This is a genomic window from Paenibacillus sp. sgz302190, from assembly GCF_059820445.1.
This window is the reverse complement of sequence record NZ_JBZYAO010000008.1, coordinates 93,124-118,386: the sequence shown is the minus strand read 5'-3', so window position 1 is coordinate 118,386 and position 25,263 is coordinate 93,124. Positions and strand designations below refer to the sequence as shown.

Annotated in this window: 27 protein-coding genes and 1 tRNA gene; 16 read left to right on the top strand and 12 right to left on the bottom strand. The window is 51.6% G+C overall.

Annotated elements, in window-relative coordinates; genetic code table 11:
* Window positions 1–111: 111 nt before the first annotated feature.
* From AC6RNO_RS11930 to AC6RNO_RS11915, 4 genes are read left to right on the top strand one after another with little or no spacing between them, the layout of a single operon-like run.
* Window positions 112–1,377 (top strand): metallophosphoesterase, encoded by a 1,266-nt coding sequence (locus tag AC6RNO_RS11930; RefSeq protein ID WP_497105563.1) that lies wholly within the window; start codon window positions 112–114, stop codon window positions 1,375–1,377.
* Window positions 1,374–4,628 (top strand): AAA family ATPase, encoded by a 3,255-nt coding sequence (locus tag AC6RNO_RS11925; protein ID WP_497105562.1) that lies wholly within the window; start codon window positions 1,374–1,376, stop codon window positions 4,626–4,628. The genes AC6RNO_RS11930 and AC6RNO_RS11925 overlap by 4 nt, the downstream gene beginning before the upstream one ends.
* A 48-nt stretch (window positions 4,629–4,676) precedes the next feature.
* A complete protein-coding gene (locus AC6RNO_RS11920) occupies window positions 4,677–4,952 on the top strand; it encodes a hypothetical protein (protein WP_474679378.1) in 276 nt (91 codons plus the stop codon).
* A gap of 27 nt (window positions 4,953–4,979) precedes the next feature.
* Window positions 4,980–5,411: a hypothetical protein gene (locus AC6RNO_RS11915; RefSeq protein WP_497105561.1), complete on the top strand. Its 432-nt coding sequence runs from the start codon at window positions 4,980–4,982 to the stop codon at window positions 5,409–5,411.
* Here the strand turns inward: AC6RNO_RS11915 and AC6RNO_RS11910 are convergent.
* Window positions 5,349–6,383 (bottom strand): YkvI family membrane protein, encoded by a 1,035-nt coding sequence (locus AC6RNO_RS11910; protein ID WP_474679376.1) that lies wholly within the window; start codon window positions 6,381–6,383, stop codon window positions 5,349–5,351. The genes AC6RNO_RS11915 and AC6RNO_RS11910 overlap by 63 nt on opposite strands.
* A 141-nt stretch (window positions 6,384–6,524) precedes the next feature.
* Between AC6RNO_RS11910 and AC6RNO_RS11905 the strand changes: the two genes are divergently transcribed.
* Window positions 6,525–7,133, top strand: coding sequence for a DedA family protein (locus AC6RNO_RS11905; protein WP_474679375.1), 609 nt, complete (start codon window positions 6,525–6,527; stop codon window positions 7,131–7,133).
* Window positions 7,134–7,208: 75 nt separating this feature from the next.
* Here AC6RNO_RS11905 and AC6RNO_RS11900 read toward each other — a convergent pair whose 3' ends face one another.
* Window positions 7,209–7,919: a DUF4309 domain-containing protein gene (locus AC6RNO_RS11900; RefSeq protein ID WP_474679374.1), complete on the bottom strand. Its 711-nt coding sequence runs from the start codon at window positions 7,917–7,919 to the stop codon at window positions 7,209–7,211.
* A 313-nt stretch (window positions 7,920–8,232) separates the two neighbouring features.
* Here AC6RNO_RS11900 and AC6RNO_RS11895 point away from each other — a divergent pair, with 313 nt between their 5' ends.
* From AC6RNO_RS11895 to AC6RNO_RS11885, 3 genes are all read left to right on the top strand, one after another.
* A complete protein-coding gene (locus tag AC6RNO_RS11895; protein WP_488434791.1) occupies window positions 8,233–8,802 on the top strand; it encodes a xanthine phosphoribosyltransferase in 570 nt (189 codons plus the stop codon).
* 77 nt (window positions 8,803–8,879) lie between these two features.
* Window positions 8,880–9,206, top strand: coding sequence for a hypothetical protein (locus AC6RNO_RS11890; protein ID WP_474679372.1), 327 nt, complete (start codon window positions 8,880–8,882; stop codon window positions 9,204–9,206).
* Window positions 9,207–9,375: 169 nt separating this feature from the next.
* A complete protein-coding gene (locus AC6RNO_RS11885; RefSeq protein WP_488434790.1) occupies window positions 9,376–9,624 on the top strand; it encodes a hypothetical protein in 249 nt (82 codons plus the stop codon).
* A 29-nt stretch (window positions 9,625–9,653) separates the two neighbouring features.
* Here the strand turns inward: AC6RNO_RS11885 and AC6RNO_RS11880 are convergent, their stop codons facing one another.
* Window positions 9,654–9,830, bottom strand: a complete 177-nt coding sequence (locus AC6RNO_RS11880) for a hypothetical protein (RefSeq protein WP_497105560.1) — start codon at window positions 9,828–9,830, stop codon at window positions 9,654–9,656.
* Window positions 9,831–9,976: 146 nt separating this feature from the next.
* Between AC6RNO_RS11880 and AC6RNO_RS11875 the strand changes: the two genes are divergently transcribed.
* A tRNA-Leu gene (locus AC6RNO_RS11875) sits at window positions 9,977–10,061 on the top strand.
* A 143-nt stretch (window positions 10,062–10,204) separates the two neighbouring features.
* Here the strand turns inward: AC6RNO_RS11875 and AC6RNO_RS11870 are convergent.
* Window positions 10,205–11,026, bottom strand: coding sequence for a MerR family transcriptional regulator (locus AC6RNO_RS11870; RefSeq protein ID WP_497105559.1), 822 nt, complete (start codon window positions 11,024–11,026; stop codon window positions 10,205–10,207).
* A gap of 145 nt (window positions 11,027–11,171) precedes the next feature.
* Here AC6RNO_RS11870 and AC6RNO_RS11865 point away from each other — a divergent pair, with 145 nt between their 5' ends.
* Together AC6RNO_RS11865 and AC6RNO_RS11860 are read left to right on the top strand one after the other, a co-directional pair.
* Entirely contained in the window at window positions 11,172–11,534 is a 363-nt protein-coding gene (locus AC6RNO_RS11865; protein ID WP_497105558.1) for an ATP-binding cassette domain-containing protein, read from the top strand.
* A 149-nt stretch (window positions 11,535–11,683) separates the two neighbouring features.
* Window positions 11,684–11,923 (top strand): YczF family membrane protein, encoded by a 240-nt coding sequence (locus tag AC6RNO_RS11860; protein WP_474679367.1) that lies wholly within the window; start codon window positions 11,684–11,686, stop codon window positions 11,921–11,923.
* A gap of 32 nt (window positions 11,924–11,955) precedes the next feature.
* Here AC6RNO_RS11860 and AC6RNO_RS11855 read toward each other — a convergent pair whose 3' ends face one another.
* From AC6RNO_RS11855 to AC6RNO_RS11835, 5 genes are all read right to left on the bottom strand, one after another.
* Window positions 11,956–13,065, bottom strand: a complete 1,110-nt coding sequence (locus AC6RNO_RS11855) for a GerAB/ArcD/ProY family transporter (RefSeq protein WP_488434786.1) — start codon at window positions 13,063–13,065, stop codon at window positions 11,956–11,958.
* A gap of 22 nt (window positions 13,066–13,087) precedes the next feature.
* Complete coding sequence (locus AC6RNO_RS11850) at window positions 13,088–14,317, bottom strand: Ger(x)C family spore germination protein (protein ID WP_497105557.1); 1,230 nt, start codon at window positions 14,315–14,317, stop codon at window positions 13,088–13,090.
* Window positions 14,307–15,896 carry a spore germination protein gene (locus tag AC6RNO_RS11845; RefSeq protein ID WP_488434785.1) on the bottom strand — a complete coding sequence of 530 codons (1,590 nt, stop codon included), beginning with the start codon at window positions 15,894–15,896 and terminating at the stop codon, window positions 14,307–14,309. Before AC6RNO_RS11845 ends, AC6RNO_RS11850 begins: the two co-directional genes overlap by 11 nt.
* Before the next feature lie 447 nt (window positions 15,897–16,343).
* Window positions 16,344–16,610, bottom strand: coding sequence for a hypothetical protein (locus tag AC6RNO_RS11840; protein ID WP_497105556.1), 267 nt, complete (start codon window positions 16,608–16,610; stop codon window positions 16,344–16,346).
* A 114-nt stretch (window positions 16,611–16,724) separates the two neighbouring features.
* Window positions 16,725–18,110, bottom strand: a complete 1,386-nt coding sequence (locus AC6RNO_RS11835; protein ID WP_497105555.1) for an MFS transporter — start codon at window positions 18,108–18,110, stop codon at window positions 16,725–16,727.
* A 113-nt stretch (window positions 18,111–18,223) separates the two neighbouring features.
* On the opposite strand from AC6RNO_RS11835, the gene AC6RNO_RS11830 reads away from it, so the two are divergent.
* Window positions 18,224–19,102, top strand: a complete 879-nt coding sequence (locus tag AC6RNO_RS11830; protein ID WP_497105554.1) for a LysR substrate-binding domain-containing protein — start codon at window positions 18,224–18,226, stop codon at window positions 19,100–19,102.
* Between the two features lie 93 nt (window positions 19,103–19,195).
* On the opposite strand, the gene AC6RNO_RS11825 is transcribed toward AC6RNO_RS11830, so the two are convergent.
* A complete protein-coding gene (locus AC6RNO_RS11825) occupies window positions 19,196–20,113 on the bottom strand; it encodes an AraC family transcriptional regulator (RefSeq protein WP_474679835.1) in 918 nt (305 codons plus the stop codon).
* Window positions 20,114–20,328: 215 nt separating this feature from the next.
* On the opposite strand from AC6RNO_RS11825, the gene AC6RNO_RS11820 reads away from it, so the two are divergent.
* From AC6RNO_RS11820 to AC6RNO_RS11810, 3 genes are read left to right on the top strand one after another with little or no spacing between them, the layout of a single operon-like run.
* Window positions 20,329–21,318, top strand: coding sequence for an aldo/keto reductase (locus tag AC6RNO_RS11820; RefSeq protein ID WP_474679360.1), 990 nt, complete (start codon window positions 20,329–20,331; stop codon window positions 21,316–21,318).
* 22 nt (window positions 21,319–21,340) lie between these two features.
* Window positions 21,341–22,543, top strand: a complete 1,203-nt coding sequence (locus AC6RNO_RS11815) for an MFS transporter (protein ID WP_497105553.1) — start codon at window positions 21,341–21,343, stop codon at window positions 22,541–22,543.
* Between the two features lie 11 nt (window positions 22,544–22,554).
* Complete coding sequence (locus AC6RNO_RS11810; protein ID WP_474679358.1) at window positions 22,555–23,535, top strand: aldo/keto reductase; 981 nt, start codon at window positions 22,555–22,557, stop codon at window positions 23,533–23,535.
* Window positions 23,536–23,594: 59 nt separating this feature from the next.
* Here AC6RNO_RS11810 and AC6RNO_RS11805 read toward each other — a convergent pair whose 3' ends face one another.
* Both AC6RNO_RS11805 and AC6RNO_RS11800 read right to left on the bottom strand, forming a co-directional pair.
* Window positions 23,595–24,098, bottom strand: coding sequence for a hypothetical protein (locus AC6RNO_RS11805; protein ID WP_474679357.1), 504 nt, complete (start codon window positions 24,096–24,098; stop codon window positions 23,595–23,597).
* Window positions 24,088–24,702 carry an epoxide hydrolase family protein gene (locus tag AC6RNO_RS11800; RefSeq protein ID WP_474679356.1) on the bottom strand — a complete coding sequence of 205 codons (615 nt, stop codon included), beginning with the start codon at window positions 24,700–24,702 and terminating at the stop codon, window positions 24,088–24,090. The genes AC6RNO_RS11805 and AC6RNO_RS11800 overlap by 11 nt, the downstream gene beginning before the upstream one ends.
* An 88-nt stretch (window positions 24,703–24,790) precedes the next feature.
* Here AC6RNO_RS11800 and AC6RNO_RS11795 point away from each other — a divergent pair, with 88 nt between their 5' ends.
* Window positions 24,791–25,192: an Rrf2 family transcriptional regulator gene (locus AC6RNO_RS11795; protein WP_488434777.1), complete on the top strand. Its 402-nt coding sequence runs from the start codon at window positions 24,791–24,793 to the stop codon at window positions 25,190–25,192.
* The last annotated feature ends 71 nt before the right edge of the window (window positions 25,193–25,263 follow it).

Here is a 25,263-nt window from a genome sequence, read left to right as displayed (position 1 = left end):
AACATTCGTTATTTTATACGTCAATACATAAACATTTCACCACAGCGGGCATTCCCATGGTAAACTGTCTATTAGTAATCAAACAGTTTTGACAGGAAAGGCGTTAAACCAATGAAAAAACTGCGGTTCTTGCATGCGGCCGACCTGCACCTGGACAGCCCGTTCAAAGGAATGACGGCGCTTCCTCAGCAGGTTCGGGAGCGGGTCAGGGAATCGACCTTCGAAGCGCTGAAAGAATTGGTCCTGCTCGCGGTTCGGGAGCAGGTCGATTTTGTGCTTATCAGCGGGGACGTGTACGACTTGTCCGACAGGTCGCTGCGCGCGCAAATCCGTTTCCAAAAAGCGCTGGAACAGCTTTCGTCGCAGGGCATTCCCGCTTATATCATTCATGGCAACCACGACCCGGACGATGGAGGCGCGGCTAAACTGGTTTGGCCGGACGCCGCCCATTTTTTTGCGTCCGACCGGGTGGAGACGTTCGAGGTGTCCAAACCGGACCTCGGCGTCATTGCCCACATTCACGGCATATCTTACGCCGCTTCCGCCGTTACGGACAATTTGGCGGTCAAGTTCAAGGCAGCCGGCAATGGGGTATATCAGATCGGACTGCTGCACACGAATGTGGACGGCGATCCGGGACATGACAATTATGCGCCGTGCTCCAAAGCGGATCTGCTGGCAAGCGGCATCGATTACTGGGCCCTCGGCCACGTACATACCCGCAAAGTGCTTCATGAGCAGCCCGCTATCGTATATCCAGGCAATCCGCAGGGGAGAAGCGTGCGCGAGACCGGCCCGCGCGGCTGCTACATCGTTGATGTGCGCGAAGATGCGAAGGCTGAGCTTGCGTTTCACGCTCTGGACCGCGTGCGCTGGTTCCAGGAGCATGTATCCGTCTCCGGCATGCGGACGGAGCAGGAGCTCAAAGACCGGCTCGGAGAGCTGCTCGACCGGCTGAGAGCGGAAGCGGACGGGCGGGACGCCGTCGTCCGCATCGTGCTGGAAGGCCGCGGCGCCGTGCACGGCCTGCTGCGCAAAGGGCGGGCGCTGGACGAGCTGGCCGCCGAGCTGCGCGAGGACGAAGCGGAGCGGAGCCGCTTCGTCTGGATCGAGTCGATCGAGGACCGCACGGGCAGCGAGATCGACCTTGAAGCTTTGCGCCGGCAGAAGAGCTTCCTCGGCGATCTGCTGCGCCTCTCCGGCGCGCTGCGCGAGGACGGAGCCGCGCTTGCCGGCTTCGCGGACGAGGCGCTCGCCGCGCTGCACGGTCTGCCGCACGCGGCCGGCGCAGAGCCCGAACAACTGCGCGAATGGCTGCGCGCAGCGGAGGAACTTGCCGCGGACCTGCTGGCCGCGGACGGGGGGTGGGATGGATGAGAATCACCTCCATCCATGTCGAAGGCTTCGGTGTCCTCCGCGAGCGGACACTTGACACGGACAGCCCGCTGACGCTGTTCCACGGCCCCAACGAAGCGGGCAAAAGCACGCTGATGGGCTTCATCCGCGCGGTGCTGTTCGGCTTCCCGCCCCGGTCGAGCCGGGCGGCGGAACGCTACGAGCCGCCGGGCGGCGGCGTCCACGGCGGAGCGCTGACCCTGCTGGACGAGCAGGGCCGGCGCATTCGCGTCGAGCGCTACGACGCGCCCGCCGCAGGCGGCAAACGCGCCTCGGCGGGGCGCGTCCTGGTCACGCTCGGCGACGGCTCCGCCGGCGGCGAGGAACTGCTGAACACGCTGCTGGGCGGCCTTTCGGCCGACCTTTTTCGCAGCTTGTTCGCTTTTGGCCTTACCGAGCTGCAGGAGCTGCGCACCCTGCAGACGGAAGAGCTCAGCGGCTACTTGTACAGCGCCGGTCTCGGCGTGAGCGGTTCGGCCATCATGGAGGCCGAACGGAAGCTGACGGCGCAGGCCGAGAGCCTGTACAAGCCCCGCGGGCGCAATCAGGAGATCAATGGTCTCCTGAAGGAGCTGGAGGGGCTGGAGCAGGCGCTGCGCCGCAGCCGCGGCCAGGCAGCCGACTACGACCGGCTGCAGGAGGAGCGCCGCTCCGCGGAGCGGCGCATTGCCGCCGCCGAGCGGCAGCAGGAGGCGCTGCGCGCGGAGCTGCACAAGCTTGGCCTGGCCGGGAAGGCGAGAAGCGGATGGATCCGCTTGAAGCAGATCGGCCGGGAGCTGGCGGCGCTGCCGCAGCTGGAAAGCTTCCCCGAGCACGCCTCGGCGAGGCTGGAAGCGCTGGAGGCGGAGCTGGAGCGCCTCCGCGGGGAGCTCGCCCGGCTGGAGCTGAAGCAGCGCGGGCTGCAGAACAAGCTGGGCGCGCTGGACATTCAGCCGGAAGCGCTCGCCCATCAAATCGAATTGAATGCTTTGCTGGAACAAGCTTCCATATATGAGGAAAACGGCCGCATGCTGACGCAGCTGGATGTCGAGCTGGACCATCAGCGGGAACGGCTCGGCAGGCTGCTCGGACAAATCGATGCCGCCTGGGATATCGCTACGCTGGCTGCTTTTCCGGTGTCGATATCGCTTAGGGAGCAGGTGCGGGCGTTTAAAGAACATTTTCAGGACGACCGGACGGAGGAATTGCGGCTGCAAACCGAGCTGGAAAGCCTGCGGCTGCAAATGCGCAGAGAGCGGGATCATATCCAGGCTCTGGAGCAGGAGCTTAAGAAATATGGCGGACCGGCGGCCGCCGGTACTGCCGCTGCCGCGGGCTGGAACGAAGCGGAGGAACGGGCTGCTTTGCAGCGGCTGGCCAAAGACTATTCGCGCTGGCAGCTCCTGGTCCGGGATGCCGGACATTTGAAGGAGCGCGAGGCGGAACGGCAGCGGTATGCGCAGGCGGTAGCGGAAGCCGCCGCTCAAAGCAAAGAATCGGCCAAACGGCTGCAGCGCCGCATGTCCGCTGTGTCGGCTTTAGCGGCTGTCGCGCTTGCCCTCTGGTTTCTAAGGAACGGGAGCCCGGTCGCCGGCATCGGTTCCTTCGTTCTTTTGGCCGCATTGTCGATCTATTTGCTGATGGGCAGCCGTGCGGATTCCCCGAAAAGATCCGCACGCACGCTCGCTGCCGATCTCGCGGATTCCGGGGACGAGTCGCCGGAAGCGAGGCGGCTTGGCGAGCAGCAGCGTCAATTGGAGCGGAGCTTGCAGGAGCAAATCGAACGCTTGCAAAGCTTTGGTGCAGTCGGAGAGGCTGCGGCATCGCGGGAAGCCGGTTTGGGCCGGTTCGACGGTTCCAAGTATTTACAAGAGCTGGAGCCGCAGATTGAAAGTTGGATGCGCGAAGCCGAGCTGAAGCGGCAGCAGGCAGGCGAGTACAGCCGCAAGCTGGAGAAGCTGGAGGACGCGCGCGCTGCGGCTCAGGCGCTGGCGCGGCAGGAGGAACAGCTGCTGACAGTTCTGGAGCAGCTTTCTTTGCAAACGGACAAGCTGCGCAGCGATTGGCAGCAATGGCTCAGGGCGCTTTCGCTCAGCGGCGCGCTGTCTCCGGATGCGGCGCTGGAGACGATCCAGGCGGCCGAACAAGGCCACGAGCTGCTGCGGCAGCTGCGCAAGCTCGAAGAAAAGCGGCGCGTGCTCGGCGAGCAAGCCCGGCAGTTCGAAGCAGCCGCAGCGCAGCTTCTCCGGCTTGAGCGAGTGCAAGGGCAAGATGTTTTGCTTGCCCTTAAGCGCTGGAAGGAGCTCGAGCAGCAGCAGCTTCGGCTTTTGGCGGAGCGGCAGCAGACGCAGCAGTTGTTGGCTGCCGGCGATGAAGAAGCGCATGGGCTTGAGGAGCAGCGGCAGCGGGCGGAGGAACGGCTGGCGCAGCTGCTGAATGAAGCTTCGGCGGCGGACGGAGCGCAGCTCCGGCTGAACGAAACGAAGCGGGAGCTGCGCAGCAAGCTGGACAGCGAGCAAAAGGCGCTGGAGGCATCTTTGGAAGCTCTCGCCGGGAGCGGCTGGCTGGCGGAGCTGGAGCAGCTTCTGGATGCTCAGGGCGAAGAGGAATGGGCTCGCAGCATGCAGCAGCTGGAGCGGCAGCTCGCCCAAGCGTCGGAGGAAGCAGGCGAGCTGCGCGAGCGGCTCGGCAAGCTGGCCGGCGAAATCGAGCAGTTGGAGCAGGGGACTGCGCAGGCCGACCGGCTCCTGCAGGCGGAAGCTTTGCGGTCGCAGATCAGTAGGCTGGCGGATCGGTACGCGGTCGCGTCCTTCGCCGCCACGCTGATCAAAAAAGCCCGCGACGTATACGAGCGGGAGCGTCAGCCCGGCGTTCTGCAGCGGGCTTCCGTCTATTTTGCCAAGATGACGGACGGCAAATTTCAACAGATCAAAGCGCCGTTCGGCCAGCAAAAGCTCGTTGCGGTCAGAGCGAACGACGAGCCGGTGGACACGGGCCTGCTCAGCCGGGGAACGGCCGAGCAGCTTTACTTGTCCATGCGTTTTGCGTTGGCGGAAGAGTATGCGGGGAAGGCGGTGCTTCCGTTAGTGATGGACGACATTCTCGTCAACTTCGACCAGCGGCGGATGGAAAGCTGCCTGCAAGTGATCGGCGAGCTGAGCAGCCGCCATCAGGTGCTGCTGTTCACCTGCCACAGCCACGTTCGCGACGCGGCGGCCCGATTGATTCCCGGGCATCGGCTGATCGAGCTGTAAGTGTCTGCTTTTTTCGGGATACATGTCCCCCTTCAGGAGGTAATACATATGGCAACAGGCACGGAAAAGAAAAAAGAGCACCGCGAAATTACGTACCAGGTCGGATGGAAAAAAGGCAGGATCGAGTGGAGTGACGCTGCTTCCGGCGCCGCTTCCGATCCGCCAGCAGAGCTTGTCCGCAGCGGGGACGAGCAGCTTGGCCGGCTGTGGAAAGCGGCTCCCGCTTGGCCGGCCGGCGTCGCGCTCCCGCTGCTATATGCACTGCCTGCCGCCTGCTTTGTTTTGACGCTAGTCCTCATCTGGGGCCTGAGGAGTGTCTTTTAGCGAACGTTTTTTAGGGAGGATTTGCCCATGAATTTGGTTTTGGCGATTTTCGGCGGTGTGCTGGGCCTGTTTGTGACCGGTGCCGCCGTCTATACGGCGTGGATGATTCATCAGCTTTGGAAGCAGCAGGCCGCAGCTCCGGAGCCGTCCAGTCAAGCGCAGATTGCGGCTGTGTACTTGTCGAAATGGACTATTCTGGATTATTCGACTGTCGGTCTGTTTGCGATCGGGCTTTTGCTATTGCTGGCTGAGTTATTTGCCGTTATGCGCGATAAGACCGCTATTGAAAATTTTCATTTTGCCTATTTATTATTAGGCATCGTCATCTCCGCGATGGGGATGCTGCTGCTCGTGACCCGGCTGCTCGTCGTCCTTCAGATCAAGCAGGCGGGAGCGCTACAGGGCGCGGTTTCGCCAGATCATCAAAACGAGCCAAACGACGCTGATCAATCCGAATAACGGATACAGCGCGGACAGCAGCGCTTTGAAGCCGATCAGGCTGACCAAATAGCTGAGGATCAAAATGCAGATGATCAGCACCTTGGGATGAATGTTGGAGCGCTGCTGCAGTTGAAGAGACAACCCGTAGGCGTCGGCGATAAACGTGGTGAAAATTTCTCCGTAAATGACAAGCAAATAAGCGGTCTGCGCGACGGGGCCAAGCCGGTTAATGATGTTGCCCATCGGAATTTCGAATTGTGCGATGCCGGGCATTTGCGCGGACAAAGCGTAATGCGCTGAAAGCAGCAGCAGCCCGATGCCCGCTCCGCCCAGCAAGCCGCCCCAGAACAGTACGGACCGATTGTCGGCAGCCGCCCCAACGGGGACGAGCACGGCTTGGGCCATGGCCAGGTTGAACGCCGTATAAAGAAATGGCGCGAACCATATTTTCCCAGGGTGATAATCGGTCGTGAGCACCAGCCAGTTTCCGGAGCCTGGTGAATGCCACGTATAGATGACGATTCCCAGGCTGAACAGCATCATGATCGGCACGACGACGGAATTGACGGTCATAATCGCCCGGATACCCTTCGACAGGACGACATAGCCGAAAAATAAAGTAACCAACAGTCCCGTCTGGTAAGACAGATGCAGTTGTTCTTGAAAGACGGTGCCGCCTCCGGCGAGCATAACCGTTGTAATGCCGAACAGGACGATCATGGTAAACAAACTGATCCAGTTTCCTATTTTTTTGCCGAATAGCAAGGCGTTCAAATCTTCGTAGGAGGCGGCTTTCAGATCGTGAGCCATCAGCATGAGCCTGATTCCGAGCCATACGAACAGGAGGCTGGAAAGCGCAATCGTCAGGGTGGCCATCCAGCCGTAGCGGGTAAAGAATTGCAAAATCTCCTGACCGGAAGCGAAACCTGCGCCGACAATCGTGCCGATATAGGTAAAAGCGACCTGCAGGATCGAAAGTCCTGTACGCATCTGTTGCTCCACTCCCTGTCCTTTGATATAGTACAAGGTATGTTATGGTTTGCAAACACATGACAGGAAAATGGGGCAAGCCCTGTTTTATGGTATAAATTGGATGTTTTATGATTTTGATCGCTCGGGAGAGTGTCGTACGTGCAGCAAGCACTTTATGATTTTATTAATCATTACGGGTATATCGCTTTATACATCCTGCTTTCTGCAGGCATAGTCGGCGTTCCGGTGCCGGACGAAACCTTGATGACTTTCGTCGGCTCCTTGACCGCGCCGGGGGGCCCCTTCGCGTTTTCGATGACGCTGTTGGTCATTTATGCGGGGACGATGACCGGCATGATGGTCAGCTACGTGCTGGGGCATCGCGTGGGCAAGCCGTTCCTGTACCGCTACGGCAAATGGTTCAAGCTGACTCCAAGCCGTATCGAACGGGCGGAAGGCTGGTTTCATAAGTACGGGCTCTGGGCCGTGTTCTTCGGCTATTTCGTGCCGGGTGTCCGGCATTTTACGTGTTATTTGTCAGGGGTAAGCGGGGTCAAGTTTTACAAATATTTGTTTTTTGCGGGAACCGGCGCATTATTGTGGTGCACGACGTTTTTGACGCTCGGGCATTTTATCGGCAGTAATTTGGATGAACTGATGAGACTGGTTCACCGGTATATGGGGATGAGCTTGCTGATCGTTGCGGCTGCCGTCCTCATCGGGATTTATATATACTTGCGCATCCGCAAACGGAGAACGGTGCAGTAGACGGCGCTTCGACGCAAAAAAGACCTCGATTCGGCAAGAATCGATGGTCTTTATTTAGTATGCCGCTTGCGCGCCCTAGCGGTCGGCGAACAGTTTGATCGATTGAATCGTGCTTTCCTTCGGATCGATATCCAGCTTAAGAATAGTGCCCTGCGCTTTGTACGAAAGCACGAACGTCGTATTGGAATCGGGCTTCCCGAGGGTGGCTATGGCATCATCGGATTTTTGGCCGAGCCGCACTCCGCCCAGGCCGGGATCGATATCCGCAGAATGGACGTCGACAAATACCAGCTCATCCTTTTTGTTGAAGCCTACCGAGAAGTCGGTGTAATCGTATACGTTGACAGGATCCGTATCGTCATCCATGACGAACTGTTTTTTGGCTTTGCCGAATTTGTTCAGAACCGTAGTTTTGGACGTGCCCAGCTTCAGACCCATCAAGGTCGGCTTTTCCTGCTGATAGGTGTCTTCGGCATTAACCTTCGGTTTGGGAGAAGGCTTGGCTGTCGCGCTTACGGGCATTCCGACGGAAGGATCGGCGCTTTTGACGCTGTTGGCGACCTGCGCTTCGTGTTTGGTTTCTTCCGATGGCGTTGCTGTCGGTTCCGTCGAGGCCGTGCTTGGTACGGGGGCCGTACTTACTGCCGTGATCGGCTGCCGGTAAGCAGACGTCTCCGCAGGCGGTTGAACAATCGGAACAGATGACTTTTGGCAGCCGGATAACAGTATTGCGGAGAACGCAACAGGCACGCAGCTAATTACCGCTAGTAGTATACGTTTGTTCATCGTCATCTTTCCTTTCTTTCATGCTAACATCATATGTAAAGGCAACATCACTTATCATAATGCTTTTGGGCTTCCTCTCACAAGAGTCAAAAGTAGGCAAATTACCTTCCTATTCCATGAAAACGGACAAATTCCATTTTCAAAACGGTGCTTTCACGGCAATGGTAGTCCTTTCAAAGCCTTACAACATTATAGACACCCGAAAGTGCAAAAAAGTTTCACGCCAAAAGACCTAACCCGGTAAATTGGGACTTGAAACCTAGTTGATCAATATGGTACCTTACTCATAATACAAGGGTATGGAGGGTTTTTTATGGAATTGTTGAAGCAGCGGATCTTGGAAGTGGGTGTCGTCGTATCGGATCAAGTATTAAAGCTGGACGCCATTCTGAATCATCAGGTGGATCCGGTGCTGATCGTGGAGATGGGGAAGGAGTTTGCCAGACTGTTTGGGGAGACGAGACCGGATAAAGTGCTCACTGTGGAATCTTCGGGTATTCCCATCGCTTTTGCAACCGCTCTGCAGCTCGGAGTTCCTATGGTATTCGCCCGCCGCAAAAAGACGCTTACGATGGATCAGGATACGTACAGCGAGCGCGTCCCTTCATTTACCAAAGGCATCGTGACGGACATTATGGTATCATCTCACTTATTGAACAAAGGGGAGCGCGTACTTCTCATCGACGATTTTATCGCTAACGGCGACGCCGCCCGCGGTTTGATCCGCATTATCGAGAAGGCGGAAGCCGAACTTGTCGGGGTTGGGATCGCCGTGGAAAAGCTGTTCCAGGCCGGCGGCCGGTCGATTCGCGAGCGCGGCATCCGCGTAGAATCTTTGGCCCGCATCGCTTCGCTTGCAAACGGACAAATCGTGTTTGACTGATTTTTGTCGGATCAATCTTTCCTGAAAACGATTTTTCCTTTATAATGGTTACATGGTATGAGAGGAGGCTGGCATCTATGGGTATTGAAAATGTATCTGTTGACTATTTTATGACCAAGTTGGCTGAAGCGAAAAATCATTTTGAACGTGCGCTCGATTGCAAGCATACAGAATTCGATGATCTGTATCCCTATATGATCGAACACCCGCAATTTTTTTGGTACAAACGCTATGTCGCATGGTCGGAGCTGCTAACTGTCGTTAAACTTTGCACAGAACTTTCTATCGAGTGGGAACAGCAATTCTCCCAGCACCAGGTAGAGTATATTCAGAAGCGGGTCATGTCAAGCAAAGTCCTTGATTTCTGGTTCGAGACGAACGATTCCAAGGAGCATGTCAGCTGAATTCAGTTTTATATACGAAAGAGGCCCGGGGGTTAGCGCCCTCGGGCTTTTTTTTGCAATTTGAAAAAGCCGCGGATGGCGCGGCGGCGCGTCATTTTCATCCGCAGCGGTTTTGGTGTATGCTAATACAGAATGAAGGAAAGGATTTGTAAAGGAGGGGCGCAATGCAATGATCTCGGACGATCAGCTCGATGCATTCAGAGTGGAAAGCACAGTGCTGCGTGTCATTCGCGACGTCAATCCGGGCAACGATGTGAAAGGCATCGTCGTTGCGTGGGACGATGAGAGCGTGCTTATAAGGAAGCAGAACAGAAGAGTCGTAAAGCTGGCCCGCAGCTACGTGTATCAACCTTTTACGGAAGCGAGGCCGCTTGAATATACGCTTCCCAAGGAGCCTGCTGTCCCTGAGGAAGAGTAGTACCGCAGGGACAGGGCATGAGCGTTATGCTAAGTTCTTCTGAACAAACCGTAAGCGGCTGCGGCGGAAATGCCGCCGAGGTCGCTTTCGGCGTTTTCTTGTTTATAATTGGGGTCGTTCACGATTGCTTCGGCTTCGCCTTCCGTGAGCTGCCTTTGGTTGCCCGTATATTTAGGTTCAAGGGCATCGATTTCTTCCTGTTTCATCGGATGTAAACCTCCTTTTGTGTTTATTGTGTATGTTTCGAGCCATTGCCATACAAGTTTTTTTAAGGGGTGCAGTTGACTTTGAAGGCGTTGCATGGTATATTAATTTTTGTCGCTGTTAAATGATTTATTCATTTCGGTAACACGCGGTCGTGGCGGAATTGGCAGACGCGCACGGTTCAGGTCCGTGTGGGCTAACCCCCCGTGGAGGTTCGAGTCCTCTCGACCGCATCAACTTAGCAATGAAAAAGCTCTTGAATTTGTCTTTGGACAATTCAAGAGCTTTTTGCATACCTCGAATATGCAATGTGGCGCTCATCATCTGGTCTGAAGAAATTTTCGAGCTATAGTCCAGACGAGCATGCCGACTTAAATTAAGGCTCCTGAATTTGCACCATCACTCGAACGAGATATTCCTCCGGATTACAAATGGTGACCTCATCCAGTAGATATTCCTCGTAAGCGTTGCCGATAACCGTCAGCTTGTGCTTGTCAATGTAGTCAAAAATTTGAGGATATATTTTTTCTGTTTCTCCATAGTCAGCGTGAGCATAACACACCAGATAGTAGCTTTCCGGCATATAGTCTTGCTTGTAGAGGGCGGTCTTTAAACGTACAAACATATGCGAGATCATATCGCCGTTTTGATTACGCATATCATCGCAAGGAATAACAACACCATTCGGATACCCTAAGGGGATGTTCTCGGCAAGCAATTGTGACTGGAATTGGATCCACAAATCATCGGAGATCGAGTTTTTCGGATAATACACTGGATTGCTCAACATCAACGGAATTGCACCTTGTTTGATAATTTGTATTCGATTTGTATCAGTATCAATAGACATCGCAAGTTCAATACTGGCAGCACGTTGGAAGATCATGTTTTCCACCCCCCTAAGCTTTAAAATTTCCTGCTTGATCACCTGCTCCTGTTTGCGCAGCAGCTCCAGCGTTCGGGAAGGTGTACGTGTCTCCAGATGTTTCTTGATTTCCTCTAACGGCATACCAAGGTCCTTGAGCGCCTGAATGACGCCAATGATATCCAATTGATTCCGATGATAATACCGATAACCGTTGTCGGCAATGACAGCAGGTTTAAACAACCCTATGCGATCATAAAAAATCAGCGTTTTACGCGCAATACCCGAAACATGCGCAAATGAACTAATCGACAACAGGTCTGAATGATGCATGATTATTTACCCTCCAAAATAATTTTAAAAAACTATTGACTGTATAGTTTCTATACATCCTATTATAGCAACTATCGCTTAAGCGTTCAAACCGTGGATTCACAGGTGAAACAATCAACTAGACATTATTATGAGGGGATAAAATATGATAAAAAGACTTCTGCGAAGTGTTCGAGAATATAAAAAAGACACCATGCTGACACCGCTTTATTTGCTCGGTGAGGTTGCGCTTGAAGTTATGATTCCGCTCATCATGGCAGAACTGATCGATAAAGGGATAGAGGGCGGCAGCATGAGCATGATTTGGAAATACGGTCTTGTGCTTGTGTTTTTTGCATTGATTTCACTTCTATTTGGAGCAAGCGGCAGCAGTCTTTCACAAGGCCAATGTCAGTTGATTGCTAACGCCCGCGCGGCTATAGCCGATCCGCCTGTTATGATCCTGGATGAGGCGACCTCTTCCATCGATACCCGGAATCCGAAATTCCGAGGCGATTATGGTGCTTGAAGCGGGCAAAATTATTGAACGAGGCAATCATAACGAGCTTATCATGCAGCATGGGGTTTATCGCCAGCTGTTTGTTTCCGGCGTGCATGATATGTTCAGGATTAGTTATATTAAGAATTGAGCATCCGTCGTGATCCGGGGGAAATTCATTGCCAAAGGGGAGAGTCCAGTTGAAAATTTTGGCTGTTTTTTTTCTGTTATTCGGGTTGGAAATCGCGTTAATTCTGACTATGGATTTTTTCATAGGCCTCCCTTTGCGCAGATCGTTGACCAATCTCTTTAACCCCTTTTGGGTTAAAGGATGGGAGGAATTTGTCATTACGCTGCTCTTGTTTTTGTCTTGGGCCGTCTACGCTGTTATTTCTTACAGACAAAGGAGGCGTGTATAGAAAAGCTGGCCCGGAGGTCGACCGCTATATAGTCATACGACGCTATTGCCCGGGGAACCGAATCGTTTGCGAATCGAGAGTACGGCGAGCAGAAACAGAGGAATGGCTACGGAAAAAAGAACATGCAGCGTTTTCAGGGAAAATCTCCCCTGGGCGATGTGTTCCAGATAATTGCTTGCCATCATCATGGACGCAAACATAACGATAATTCCGATCGGAAATACGAGCGGGCCATGCTCCCTGATTTTGAACAGATCCATAGTCCCGATAACAGCGGCGTACATAAAGATCGATATTTTAAAAAAATCCGCAATAATCAAAGTCAATACAACAATTGCGTCCAAGCGTTGGATAAACTCGATAATGTTTACTTTGCCTATCATCGTAAGCAAGGGAAAGGTGGAACGGCCGGCGACATCGACGCCAAGGACAGCGACGTTCAGCAAGGTCGTATAGCTTAGAAGGACGCCGCTGATCGCAATGGCTAACGATCCGCTCTTTGCGGCTTGCTGCGGTCGGTCCAAATAGGGAAGAATCATGGTAAAGGCAATCATTTCGCCGAAAGGAAAAACAAATGTCTGCGTTAGAGCGGTCGTGATGATGGGTTTCCAGCCGTTCTCCAGTACGGGCAGCAAATGATTGAGATCGATGGTGCCGGAAGCCAGAACAGCGAAATTTCCTAAGACTCCCAGAGCAATCAGGATGAGCAAACAAATTTCTGAAGTTCTGGCCAGCACCTCGATACCTTTATGAAGAACGTAAAAAACTCCGCACATCATCAAAGCAACAATCGCGAACAGCGGTGTTTGATCGTAAACGGAAGCGAGCAGCAAATCCCCTGCATCCCTTAAATCTCTTGCAGAGGCATAAATAAAATAAACGACATACAGCAGACCAAGAGGCCAGCCTAAGTATTTCCCAACGATTGCTCTTATATATCCTGTTAAAGGGATATTTAGGAAATTTTTATACATATAAACATGGACAGGAAACAGGCAGAGCCCCATTCCCAAGCCAAGAAGGCTTGCGATCCAAGCATCTTTTTTGGCGTCAAGCCCGAAGCTGACCACAATGGCAGTGCCCAATTCGAACAATACAACCAAGGAAAACAATTGCCATGCAGTGATTTTCTCTTTTTCCATGACATAACGCTCCCCCTTGAGGTCATTTTTTCGCTTTTTTTTCCTCAAACGAATACGGCTTCGTCCTCATGCCGGTATGTCGAATAAAGGATTTCACGCTTACATGAATTTGGCTTTCCGCAAACAATTCCTTCCTCCAGTCTTTTTTAATTTTTTTCCAAGCTTTCTTCTCCTGGCGATTGATAGCTTCCCCAAAAGCAAAAATATCGGATTTTTCGCGTTGAGCCGCTTGGACAGCAGCCAGAACTTCCTTCCTCGTCTCTTCGGACCATGCAGCTTCTAGCTTCTCGACTTCCTTCGGTTCGCTTACATCAACAGGACACTTCATTTCCCCCACATCTCCTTCCTCCCGAATTTTGATCTCGATTATTGGTTTATCATCTCTGATGTTCACTTTTATTCCCGTCTTTGAACGTTTGACCTCGATGCCGATCGCATCTTTTTTATTGCCGCAATCGATGTTGATGATGCTGCTCTTCAACTTGTTATGAATCCGCAACGCTCCGCGAGCTTCTTTATCATCCATCCAACTTTTCAATTTCCCGTCCTTGAACAGAGCGATTCCATGAATTTGGCCGACGGCCGGAGGCTTTGTATGTTCATTGTTGGATTTGTTTCTTCCCTCTTGGGGATTGCCGCTGATTTCCACCCCGCTTAGGAGGAGTTCGCTTCCTTCGCCGGTTAGCATATTAATCGCGTCGTCGATCTCGACTTTAATGCTCTCCGCCCATAATTTTTCCGATTGCGTCAACTTGCCCGTTTTACTGTTTGCAGGAATTTTTTCGATCGGGGTTATGATGCTAATAATCTGTTCGGCCGTATTTCCTCTGGCTACGAGCACGTTTGTCGTGTCGCGCGGTTCATGATTTCTTTCGAAAAAATCAAAAATATCCCGAACCCCGTCTCTGGCTAGCGTTTCCCCAAGCACAATCAAACGCATGTGTCCGAAAAAGGCTTGCCGCGACTCTTTTTGCGATGCTTTCCGAATCGCTTCGAAGATCGTGCTTCCCGTTTCGGTCACAATCGTCACCGGCAGCGCCCTTCCTGCCCCGGCCCCTCCCATCGATCCCCCCGAAATTTCTGCGGGATTGACCAACTGCAGCGAAATCCGGTATTCCTTTGACTTCGGCGACTGATCGATCCCCATGGCCATCACAAGACCAAGATCTTTGAGTTCCCGACTGTTCCAGCAGCCTGATAAGAGCATGCCGCTTGCGATCGTCACAGTTAGAAAAAGCATTCTAGCTTTCATCAGGATCACCTGCAGGTTGGTTTCGTTCCGCCCGTTTCCAGTCTTTGGAGCCGGGCACCTTCGGGCGCGTCAGAAGTGCCCAGATGGGGAGGCGCAGCACCGCATCCTTTTGATCAGCCGGGATAAACGGAGCAAAAGGGGCCATATACGGAGTTCCGAATGAACGCAAGCTACAAAGATGGGCGATGATGATAATGCCGATGATCGCGATGCCGAAAAAGCCGAACATGGCGGCGAAAATCATGTTCGCAAAACGGAGCAAGCGTATAGCGGTTGCCAGACCATAGCTTGCTGTCGCAAAGCTGGCGATACCCGTTGTGGCTACGACGATGACCATTGCGGCGGACACGATCCCGGCTTGCACGGCTGCTTGTCCCAGTATAAGAGCGCCGACGATCGATACGGCTTGACCGACCGCCCGCGGCATGCGAATCCCGGCCTCCCGCAGCAGCTCAAAGCTGATTTCCATGATTAAAGCTTCGACAAACATAGGAAAGGGAATACCTTCCCGCTGCGCCGCCAGACTGATGATGAGCGGGGTTGGAATCATTTCTTGATGAAACGTAACGGCTGCGATATAAACGGAAGGTCCCAATAAGGAAATAATCAAAGCCATATATCGTAACAACCGGATCGCGATCGAAATATCATACCGGTTATAGTAATCTTCCGCGGACTGAAAAAATTGAAAAAAACTTGTAGGTGCAATCAGTACGTAAGGCGTTCCATCCACCAAGATGGCTACCCTGCCTTCCAATAAATTTCCCACCACGACATCTGGACGTTCGGTATTATAAATCGTCGGAAAGGGGGTAAACGATTGATCCTGAATCAATTCCTCGATGTAGCCGGATTCGAGGATTCCGTCAATTGTAATGGTTTGCAGCCGCTGTTTGACTTCTTGAATGAGCCGATCGCGTGCAATGCCTTTGACATACATGATAGCTACGTCCGTTTGCGTAACCTCTCCGATCCGGAACGTCTCCAGCCAAAGATTCGGGCTCTTGATTCGCCGCCGGACAAGGGAAATATTCGTTCCTATCGTTTCGCTGAAGCTGTCCTTCGGACCGCGAATGACGACTTGCGTCGTCGGCTCGGAAATCCCTCGCGATTCTCCGCCTCTCGTATGGCCGATAATGGCTTCAGGCCAGCCGTCAATCAGTATCGCCGTATCTCCGGAAAGAATCGATAAAATAAATCCGTTCCAGTCCTTGATCACATTGACTTTTTCAATGGTCAAAGCGTTATTCTTGATGAAATGAAACATGTCTTGTTCCGGAACTGCGCTTTGTTGCACCGCTTCGGCATGATCGATCATTAGAGAGCGCGTCACAAAATCGCTGACCATCTGCTTGTCAGTCAAGCCTTCCGTATAGACTGCTGCAGCGGAAATCTTCACGCTGCCACCGAACTCAAATTCGCGAATTACGATATCCGGGCTATTCCCCGCTTTTTGATTAAGCAGAGCAAGGTTTGTTTTTAAATCCCGGTCAAGAGGGAGGCAATCTGTGTCCAATGCGGTGATTTCGATGTTTGCCCGGTTCGGCTTTGGCTTCGTTTTACTAAATCGATTCCACATAGACATCCCTTCTTTTAACGTTTCTGGCTCGGACTGTAACATTTTTTGCCGCAGTACCCATTTTTATACCTGAATCACAGGTTTCTTGGAAAGGTAAGGAAAGAAGATAATGAAGGGGGTTAGGGCGAAGTTTTTGGGAGGACATGGCGAGATCGACTTTAGACGACATCGCATTGGCGGTCTTTCTGCGGGGATGGCCGGTAGGTGCTTGTCAACGCAGAGAAAGCCTGCAAAAGTGCAGTTTTTTGCTCGCGGATACGCTAGCAACGAAACATTCCTGCAAATGTGCAGGCTTTTTCGCGAATAGTCGAGCTTAAGCCCGTCAGGGGCGGGAATTCCTGCACAATCGCAGGCTTTTCTTCAAAATAGGTCACTGACACCTAAAAAGCCTGCACAATCGCAGTTTTTTGACTTGCAAACCGACTTGTCCCCCACTTTAACTTTTTGTTACTTGGGGTGATTACTGTTATTGTTACTTGGGTTATTACTATTATTACTCGGGTTATTACTATTGTTACTTGGATTATTAGTATTATTGTTACTAGGGTTATTACTGTTATTGTCGTCATGATGATGGCCGTAATGGCCAACAGGGTGATGGGGTTCACATCCCCCTCCGTACCAGCCGCTGTCATCGTTGTTATTGTTATTATTATTATTGTTATTACCGCTATTGCTGTTGCTGTTATTATTGGCATTGTTGTTGTTATCCATTTTCATTTTTCTCCTTCGATGGTTTGATTTTTGCATAGGTATATTGTTATCAATAACGCGCAGGGGAATACTTACATATTTTGGGTATGACAGGAGTCTTGTTGCTTTTAGAGCCTACGACTTCTCTAATTGTCCTGACTCCCGGCACCGCCAACTCATAAATACCAAGGACAACGCAATGACCGTGAGGATAACCCCAAGCCATCGAAATCCCCCGAAGCTGAACTTATCTCCCATTACGATGCCTATCAACAATGAAGATAAAATGGTTCCCAGGTATCTCGATGTATTAAATAGTCCGGATGCTACGCCGGCCATTTCTTTTGGAGAGCTTTTAAACAAAGCCGCTTGCATACCGACACTGTTCAATCCGTTGCTAATACCGAATGCCGCTAACGCCAAACACACACTGATAACCGGTGAATTTGGACTCAATGTCACAATCCACACTGACCCGAATGTCATCAGCATTCCGGACACAAGAAGTGCCGGCCGAGGTCCTGATTTATCGATCCATCGTCCTGCTATCGGAGAAGCGACGAGCGAGCACAAGCCTAAGGTTAGCATGATAAGCCCTGTATGGAACTCGCTGACATGGCGCACCATTTGCAAGTAGGACGGTACCCCGAAAAAGAGAGTGTAAAAAAGTACGTTAACGAGTATGAACTCGACATTGACCCAAGTCATCGCAGGATATTTGGCGAACGTTCGCAAAGGGATAAAGGGGGACGCCGTTTTTAACTCATGTCGTACGAAAACCCCGAGCGCAACGAGGCCAATCAGCCCGACAATGACATCTATTAACGAGATATGTCCGGATGATTTTGCCGACAGTAATCCCACAAGCAGGGCAATCAAGGCCACTGTGAAGAGCAGGATCCCTGGCGCATCGATCAATTCCAACCACTTGCGAAAAGACATGCCCTTTGCAGCGGTTGCTGGCGTTTCGTCCTTAGGAATCATCCTCCAAGAGAATAGAAAGCTCGCCGCCACGAACGGAATATTGACGAAAAAGATAGCATGCCAATCCCACCAATGAATCAAGACCCCGCCAATAAAGGGGCCGATTGCTGCCGCTCCGGATAGAAATATGGACAAAACGGACAGCGCAGTCCCTTGTTTCTCCGTAATATGAATTCGCACAATGGCCATTCCAACTGCAACCATCATGCTTGTACCTATGGATTGCACGATGCGGAACACGATGAGCCACCCGAAGTTTGGCGAAAATGGAGCTAATAATGATGCAGCGAAGGCTACGACAAGCCCGGTAAGAAATATTTTCCTGCGGCCGAATAAATCGCTGGCTTTTCCCATGACAGGCTGAGCGATAGCACTTGCAATGTAGAAAGAAAAAATAATCCAGGAAACAACTGTAAAGTCAAGGCGGTACACATTTTGCAGTCTTGGAATAGCGACGGAAATCATCGAAGAATTCAATGGGTTGAGCAGTATCCCCAGCCCAACGGAAATCATCAACCACCTGCTGCGAGCATTCATTTTTGAGTTCCCCCTAAAGTGTATTGATGACATCTTAATTGAAATTGATTATTTATTCCAACGCATTTCATGTTATAATTTCATTGACTTGAAGGAATGAATCGGGGTGTGTAATGGAACTTCTTCAACTGCAATATTTTATCGCGGTAGCTCGATTGGAACATGTGACCGAGGCTGCACGAAGTCTGCACGTTACTCAATCGTCGCTAAGCAAAACGATTCAGCGCCTGGAGGAGGATCTGGGGGTCCCTCTATTCGATCGAACAGGGAGGAAGCTGCGGTTGAATGAATTCGGAAGCAGATTCCTTCGCCGTGCGGAAAGGGCTTTGTTTGAGTTGGAACAGGGGAAGCAGGAGATTAGCGATTTGTCCTGCCCGGAACATGGCACGCTCAAATTGGCGGTGACCACCGCAGGCACGCTGCCCAATATCCTTCGGGAATTTCGGAAAAAGCGGCCCCATATTCAATTTCATGTGCAAATGATGACCACGCAGGAAATGGCAGCACTTCTTCATCGCGGAGAGGTCGATTTCTGCTTGTCCTCACCTCCCCTACAAGGGGATGACATCGAATGTCAAATCGTGCACATCGACCCCATCCTCATAGCTGTTCCAATGGGGCACCGGCTGGCAGACCGCAGCAGCGTATCTTTGACGGAACTAAAGGATGAATGGTTTGTCGGTGTCAGGAAAGGCCACGGTACTCGCGATTTAATAGACAATGTATGCCAAACGGTTGGATTTGAACCTAAATATGTGTATGAAGGAAATGAACCTGCAAGGCTAAGCGATCTTGTGGAAGCCGGAATCGGGATTGCTTTCATACCAAGCACGGTAAGGAATTCACGGGATCATATCCGATATCTCCAAGTAGAGGAACACGGATTGGTACGGGAGATTGCTTTATTATGGCACAGGAGTCGGTACATTTCGCGGGCTGCTCATGAATTCCGTGAGGTCGTTGTAGACTATTTTGGGGCGATATCCAAATAGATACGAAACAAGGAGCGGTTTGCCTAAGGCAGCAGCTCCTTGTTTTATTATGCGCTCATTACATGCGTGTTTTGCCTCCGTGGAGCAGGGGATTTATGCCTGCATCCTTTGGTCATATTTCAGCTTCAGACGCTTGACATCTTCTTTAGGCGGGGAACCGAACATGCGGGAATATTCACGGCTGAATTGAGAAGCACTTTCATAGCCTACCCGGAATGCCACATCAGCGGCATCCGCCGACTCGGACACTAAAAGGCGCCGTGCTTCCTGCAATCGCAGCTGTTTCTGAAACTGTATCGGGCTCATGCCGGTTACCTCTTTGAAGTGTCTGTGAAACGTAGAAATACTCATACTGGCTATGTCTGCAAGCTCTTCAATTCGTAAAGGCTTCTCGCAGTTATTCATAATATGTTCGACAGCCTCCCTGATTCGATAGGTGCTGCTTCCTTCCATGGCGATTTGTGCCAGTGCAACTCCATACTGGCCTTGCAGAAGCCTGTATAAAATTTCCTTTGTGTAAATAGGAGCAAGGAACGGAATGTCTTTGGGATTGTCCAGCAAACGCGATAATCTGAGTATCGCATCCAGTAAAGATAATTCCATCTGGCCTACAATCATTGCTCGCTCTGCATGTTCTTGAGAGGTGATTTGAATGTCAGAGTCCTCTAAAACCTCTAAAATTTGATTTTTCGTAAATTCAAGTTTAAAGCTTAAAAACGGAGCGTCGGGGGAAGCTTGAATGACCTGGCCGATCACCGGCAAGTTCATGGACGAAATCAGGTAGTCGGCAGGGCCATACTCAAAACGTTCCTGTGCCAGCAATACTTCTTTCAAACCTTGAGCTATGAAACATAAGGAAGGCTTGTAAACTCTGAAGACGGGCTCGGTCACATTAGCTCGGCGAATAAGAAATAAAGACGGGATAGCGGTCTCGTTAACTCCGTCCTGACCCGAATGACGCTCAATCAGTTTGGCCAGCTCATTCTGCTGTTCATATATACGTTCAGACATGAGATCCATCCTCCGATTATCCTCCTTGTTTTGCGTTCTGTTTTAATTATAAAGCATATGCAGTCTACAGTGTTAGTGCATTGAGAGGATTAGGCAATCATTTAAGATAAATGAGATACCGGTCTTTTTTTCATTTACTGCATAATAAGGTTACGCCCTTTGACCGGTTAAGGCAAGGCCGGGGTGATGAATAATGAAAGAAAGGAAGATCAATCATGCAAAAGCGAAAATTGGGGAAAAGTAGCCTAGAGGTTTCCGCTATCGGGCTCGGTTGCATGGGAATGAGCAGCGGATTTGGTCCGGCATCGGACAAACAAGAGATGATATCGCTGATCCATGCGGCGATTGACCGCGGCGTTACGTTCTTCGATACCGCCGAAATTTATGGTCCATATGCGAATGAGGAGCTGGTAGGCGAAGCGCTTGCCCCATTCAAGGGAAAGGTCGTGATCGCCACTAAATTCGGTATTAAAAGGGTGGATGGCAAGCAGGTGATGGACAGCAAGCCTGAGCACATCAGGCAATCCGTCGAAGGCTCGCTGAAACGCCTTAAAATTGACGCCATTGACCTATACTATCAGCATCGTGTTGACCCCAATGTGCCGGTCGAGGAAGTAGCCGGAGTCGTACATGACCTTATCAAGGAAGGCAAAGTCAAGTATTGGGGACTTTCTGAAGCAGGAGTGGGAACGATTCTCCGCGCACACGCGGTTCAGCCGCTCACTGCGATTCAAAGTGAGTACTCCATGATGTGGAGAAGTCCTGAAGAAGAACTGCTGCCTGCGCTCGAGGAGCTCGGGATCGGCTTCGTTCCGTTCGCCCCGCTGGGTAAAGGCTTCCTTACCGGAGCGATTGATAAACATGCAACATTTGATAAAACCGACTTCCGCAGCATCGTTCCACGCTTCCAACCTGACAATCTCGAAGCAAATCAAGTTCTAGTCGAGCTGATCAAGAAGATTGCCGAAGGGAAAAACGCAACGCCGGCTCAAATCGCACTCGCATGGGTGCTTGCTCAGAAGCCTTGGATTGTGCCGATTCCCGGCACGCGGAAATTGGAGCGTCTGGAAGAAAATCTTGGCGCCGCGGACGTAGAGCTGACTCCCGAGGAACTCATTCATTTGAACGACGCGCTCTCGAAGATCAAGATTTCGGGAGATCGCTATCCGGCAGGTTCGGAATACGCAAATAGAGCGGGCAAATAACGAACCTTTAGGAGGATGCAGTGTGGAACGACTATGGACGAAGCCGTTTATTTTTATGACTGCAGGGAATTTTTCTCTATTCACTGCATTTTATTTTCTGCTCCCGGCACTGCCGCTGTTTATCAAACAAATGGGCGGCAGCGAAGCGCAGGTCGGTCTATCGACGGGGGCGTTTATGCTGTCTGCCGTTATTTTTCGCCCGATCGTCGGCGGGCTGCTGGACCGGTTCGGCAGGCGCCCTTTTATCATCTGGGGGCTGCTTCTCTTCACTTTGGTGATGTATATGTATAGCTGGATCGGCGGGATTATCGTTTTGCTGGGGCTCAGAATTTTGCACGGGATGAGCTGGGCTTTTTCCACAACCGCCGTTTACACGACGATAACGGATATCATCCCGTCCGACCGCCGCGGGGAAGGGATGGGGTGGTTTAGCACGGCCTCGACCATGGCTATGGCGATCGGTCCGATGCTTGCCATCTGGATTACACAGAACGTGTCATTCCACGCTCTGTTTCTATTCGCCACCCTTCTTTCTACCGCAGCGCTGCTCCTGATGTTTGGAGCAAAAACCACTTTCCGGCCGCAAGCAGGCGCAAAGAAAATCGAACTTTTCGAAAAATCGGTCTTACCCGTCACAGCATCAGTCTTTTTTATGTATATCGCGTATGGCGGCATTACCGCCTTTGTCCCGCTGTTCGCGAATTCGATCAAAGTCAATTCCGGCGCGTTCTTTCTGGCCTATGCCGCTACACTCGTCCTGAGCCGTCCCATTTCGGGAAAACTTTCCGACCGGTACGGGCAGACGTTTGTCATCATACCGGCCCTTGCGATTACGATTTCCGCATTGCTTGCCTTGAGCTTCTCGACCGGATTGCTCGGGGTGCTCGTTTCGGCGGTGCTGTACGGTATCGGTTTCGGTTCCGCGCAGCCGGCTCTTCAAGCGGCAACGATACGTCTTGCCAATCCGGAGCGTAAAGGGGTCGCCAATGCTTCTTTGTTGACGGCTACCGACCTCGGCATCGGGCTGGGTGCGATCGTGCTAGGCTGGGTTTCCCAGTACACCGGCTACCAGGTTGTGTTCATGGTCAGCGCTGTGTCGGTCGCGTTGTCCTTGCTGCTATTCACTGTCTTGGTCAAAATGCATAGCGCAGGACGATCTCTTGACTTAGAGTTAACTCCAGAGAGTAAACTACCTATGAATGAGACAATTTCTAACGGGAAGTGAGGAACTGCGAAATGGAATATGTGAAACTTGGAAATACCGGCTTGGATGTATCGCGTTTTTGTCTTGGCTGTATGGGCTTTGGGGTAGCAGAGAGATGGGTTCATCCGTGGGTAATTGATGAAGAGCGCAGCCGTCCTATTATAAAAAAAGCTCTGGAGCTTGGTATCAATTTTTTTGATACGGCGAATGTGTATGCAGACGGAACAAGCGAGGAAATCGTTGGACGGGCTCTCAAGGACTATGCCAATCGCGATGAAATTGTCCTCGCGACTAAGGTTCATTTTCGCATGCATCAAGGTCCGAACGGCGCCGGTCTTTCCCGAAAGGCCATCATGAGTGAAATTGATAAGAGTCTTAAGAGGCTGGGGACCGATTATGTAGACCTTTATCAAATCCATCGCTGGGATTACAGTACGCCTATTGAAGAAACGATGGAAGCTTTGCATGATGTGGTGAAGGTCGGGAAGGCGAGATACATCGGTGCTTCTGCCATGTACGCGTGGCAGTTTTTGAAAGCGTTACATGTGGCAGAGAAAAATGGGTGGACCCGCTTTGTATCGATGCAAAATCATTTAAACCTGATCTACCGCGAAGAGGAGCGGGAGATGCTGCCGCTTTGCAGGGATGAAAAAATCGGTGTAATCCCGTACAGCCCGCTTGCGTCAGGAAGATTGACGCGTGATTGGTCGGAATCAACACATCGTTCCGAGACCGATCAAGTACAGAGATCTAAATACGATGCGACAGCCAATACGGATCGATTGATTGTGGAGCGCGTTGCTGCAATCGCAGAACAACGCGGCGTTTCCCGCGTTCACATCGCACTTGCCTGGCTGCTGCAGAAAGAACCGGTAACAGCTCCCATTATTGGTGCTACGAAAATCTCTCATCTCGAAGATGCGGCAGCTGCTCTTTCGGTTAAGTTAACACCTGAAGAAATTGTGTCGCTGGAAGAGCCGTATGTTCCTCATCCGGTCATTGGCGCACTTTGATACAAAAACGACAAGAACGCACTGCCATTTGCGCCGGGCGTTCTTGCTTTACCGGGCACTCATCGGCGACCGCGGAAAGTTCGTCGCAAATCCTCAACCCACTTGTCCGGAACTTCCCAAGGGATGAAATGCCCGCCATGTTCGTGGGCTGCGATGTTGACATGGTTATACCAAGGAGCGCGATCACTGTCGAGAAAATTCCGCACGCGATGTTCGGTCGTGATACCCGGCGGATTTTCGTAGCCCACGAAGGTTATACCGGTTGGCGCCTCTATGACAGGCCAGCGATCATGAGCGGGTGTCCATGGATAGCGGTTATTGTTTGCATAGACGCGCATTGAGGTTTCGATGGCGTTGTTGACCCAGAATATAGTTGCGTGTGTAAGGATGTCGTCCTTCGAAAAGACATTTTCGACGCTGCCGTTATTATCGCTCCATTTGGCCCATCGTTCCAAGATCCATGCGAGCATTCCCACCGGCGAGTCGTTTAGCCCGTAGGCGAGTGTGCCGGGATCAAGAACGTGCACGGCGAGATGAGACGCAAAACGGCGGTCAAACTTCATAGAGCTCGTCGCTATATTTGTGCCCCAGTTGGCCGGTCACGAGAGCGCCTACATCGCATCCCCCTGCCGCGTATTTATCATAGCCGAGAATATCAGTCATGAGCGTATGCCAGAGATCTGCGATTTTCCAAAAGTTCATGTCCGGGTTGTTTGGCAGCGGCGCCGAAAATCCGAAACCGGGAAGGGACGGCACGATAACGTCGAAAGCTTCAGCCGGATCACCCCCGAATGCGCCGGGGTCCGCTAGCGGATCAATGACCTTGGACCAATGCCAAAATGTCCAAGGCCAGCCATGGGACAGGATCAATGGTATCGGGTTCGGTCCCACGCCAGGTTTGCGCATAAAGTGCACAGGAACTCCGTTAACATTTACTTTATAGTGTTCGTAGGCGTTGATCGCATTTTCGGATTTGCGCCAGTCGAACTTGTTCACCCAGTAGTCGACGAGTCCCTCAAGATAGTTCCGGTTAACGCCGTAAAACCAGTCATCATTACCGGCATCAAGGGGCCATCTGGTGGACTTTAAACGATTGTGGAGATCGGCAAGCAACTCATCCGATACGCGGATCGGACTCGGTTCAAGCGCAAAACGAGCTGTTGTCATAAGTGCAGGGCGAAAAAAGCTTGACGCAGTTGAATAATAAAAGTTATTCTGGATAAGAAAAGTCTTTGATCAAGGTGGATGATTTCGCATGAAATATTCAAAAGCGACGAACTATGCCCTTCACACAATGCTTTTTCTTGCGGCAGCCACCACGAATAAACCTGTCGGCGTGCAGCAGTTGGCGGAGCGGCAGGAGGTATCGCCTACGTATCTGTCCAAAATATTGACTAAGCTGGTCAAAGCGGGAATGATTGAATCTGCTTCAGGGGCCAATGGCGGGTATAGGTTAAAGCGGAATTGGGAAGAAATTTCGTTCCTTGATATTATTTATGCCATTGAAGGCACAGCCTCCTTATTCGATTGCGGCTTGAACCATGGTCCGGAATGTTTGATTCAAAAGGTGATGGTATCGGCGGAAGAGGGAATGGAGAATTTTTTGAGAAAGCAAAAATTGTCCGATCTTGCCAAAAAAATAACGGTGGTTCAGTGAACCGCGGCTATTTTTTTAGCTTAATCATAGATATAAAATGTCTTTAAAATCTTTATTTTTTGATCGTAAGG